General features: G+C 73.3%; 3 protein-coding genes. 1 reads left to right on the forward strand and 2 read right to left on the reverse strand.

Annotated features, from left to right (window positions below; all coding sequences use genetic code 11):
* Window positions 1-35: 35 nt before the first annotated feature.
* Window positions 36-1124, forward strand: a complete 1089-nt coding sequence (locus tag ACQKIP_RS45920; protein ID WP_427745719.1) for a metallophosphoesterase — start codon at window positions 36-38, stop codon at window positions 1122-1124.
* On the opposite strand, the gene ACQKIP_RS45925 is transcribed toward ACQKIP_RS45920, so the two are convergent.
* Both ACQKIP_RS45925 and ACQKIP_RS45930 read right to left on the reverse strand, forming a co-directional pair.
* Window positions 1121-1501 (reverse strand): DoxX family protein, encoded by a 381-nt coding sequence (locus ACQKIP_RS45925; RefSeq protein WP_365862494.1) that lies wholly within the window; start codon window positions 1499-1501, stop codon window positions 1121-1123. The two genes, ACQKIP_RS45920 and ACQKIP_RS45925, sit on opposite strands and share 4 nt — an antisense overlap.
* Before the next feature lie 80 nt (window positions 1502-1581).
* A partial coding sequence (locus ACQKIP_RS45930) for a M23 family metallopeptidase (protein WP_427745718.1) occupies window positions 1582-2067 on the reverse strand: 486 nt, incomplete at its 5' end.

A 2067-nucleotide genomic window follows, 5' to 3' on the forward strand; every position in this document is an offset into this window, starting at 1 on the left:
GGGGCCCGCAGGCCCTCACCCTGCACCGCCGCACGCTGCTAGGCGGTGCGGCGGCCGGTGCCGCGCTGGCCGTGCTGCCGTCCGGCGCGCGGCAGGCCGCGGCGTCGCAGGGGGTCGCGAAGTTCCCCTTCCCCGACGGGCCGAACCGGCAGGGCGAGTTCGCCGTCCTGGTGACCGGGGACGCGGGCACCGGCGGCGAGGAACAACTGGCCGTGACCGAGGCCGCCCGGCGCGTGTGCCGCGAGGAGGAGATCTCGCTTGCCGTCGGCCTGGGCGACAACATCTACGAGAACGGCCCGGAGTCCGACCACGACTCCGAGTTCCGGGACAAGTTCGAGACGCCCAACACCGGCATCGACGTCCCCTGGCTCATGGTCCTGGGCAACCACGACTGCTCGGGCCTGATCCCGGGCAGCGGCGGCGACCCGTCGCGCGGCGACCGCGAGGTCTCCTACGCGGCTTCGTCGCCGCGCTGGTACATGCCCGGCCGCTACTACAACGTCGCACTGCCGTCCGGCGACGGTTCTGACGACCCCGTGGTGGAGTTCTTCGCCCTCGACACCAACCCGGTCGCCTCGACGGTCGCCCAGATCTCGCCCCACTACCGGTGGGACGGACCCTACATGCGCGCCCAGCGGCAGTGGCTGGACACCGCGCTCTCCGCGTCCCGCGCCCGCTGGAAGGTGGTCCTGGGCCACCATCCCTACCTGAACAACGGGAAGCACGGCAGCGCGGGGTCGTACGACGGATTCGTCATCGGCCACTACACGAGCGGGATCCACCTCAAGGAGCTGTACGAGCAGGTGGTGTGCGGCCGGGCCGATCTGATCCTGTCCGGGCACGACCACACCCTCCAGGTCCTCGAACCCACCACCCGCACGGCCGGCACCCGCCAGATCGTCTGCGGGGCCGCCGCCAAGTCCGGTGACGGCAAGGCCCACTTCGACCACCCGGCCGCCTGGCAGAACTTCTCCGACGTGGGGTTCATGGTGCTCAAGGTCTCCGGACGGGCCATGACCGTGGACGCCTACACGGTCGACGTCCCGACCCGGACCGCGCGCCTGACGCACACCACGACGACCTCCACGGCGGTCGCGGGGCGCAGCACCGTGAGCCAGGGCTAGGAAGCGCGACGGGCCGCCCCCGCCACGTTCTTGGCCCACAGCACGAGCGGGACCTGGAGCGGGAGGCGGCCGATCGCCGCGGCCCTGAGCGGGGCGGGGCGGTCGCGCCAGTCCACCGCCATCTGCACGTTGGCGGGGAACACGCCCACGAAGAAGGCGGCCGTGGCAAGCGCCGCGGGGCGCCGGGTGCGGGGCAGCGCCACTCCGGCCGCGAGCGCGAACTCGACCACGGCGCTGCCGTACGTCCAGCTCCGCCGCGATCCCGGCAGGAAACGCGGCACGGTGGCGTCGAACGGCTTCGGGGCGGCCAGATGAGCGACGCCCGCCCCGGCCAGCAGACCGGCCAGGAGCAGGGGCGAACGGGGCACCAGCGGCATGCTGCCTCCTCAGGTGATGACGGAGGCCCGACCTTACTCGACAGTAAGTACGGCGTCACCGGGGCCCCGTGCCCCCGGCCTCACAGCAGCCGTGCCCCGCGCTTGGCGAGGTAGCGGACCGGGTTGATGTCCGACCCGTAGCCGCGCCGGGACCGGATCTCCAGGTGGAGGTGGGGCCCCGTGGCACGGCCCGTGGCCCCGCTCCTGCCGAGCCGGTCGCCGGTGCCTATGCGCGCCCCCCGGCGCACCGAGATACGGGAGAGGTGCGCGTACACGGCGTAGTGCCCGTCCCGCATACGCACCGTCACCGCCTTGCCGTACGCCCCCGACCACCGCGCGAGCACGACGGTGCCCGCGCCGACGGCATGCACCGCGGTGCCCTTCGGGACGGCGAGATCGATGCCGGTGTGGTGCCCGGCGGCCCAGTCGCCGCGTACGCCGTAGCGGGCGCTCACGCGGTAGCGCTTGCGCAGCGGAAGCGTGAATCTTCGGCGGGGTTTCTCCGGGGCGAGGGCGCGGGACTCCGGGATCGCCTCGTCCCCCTCGGCGAGGGCCTCCTCGAACTC

The sequence above is a fragment of the Streptomyces sp. NPDC059900 genome, assembly GCF_050270335.1.
Lineage (GTDB): Bacteria > Actinomycetota > Actinomycetes > Streptomycetales > Streptomycetaceae > Streptomyces.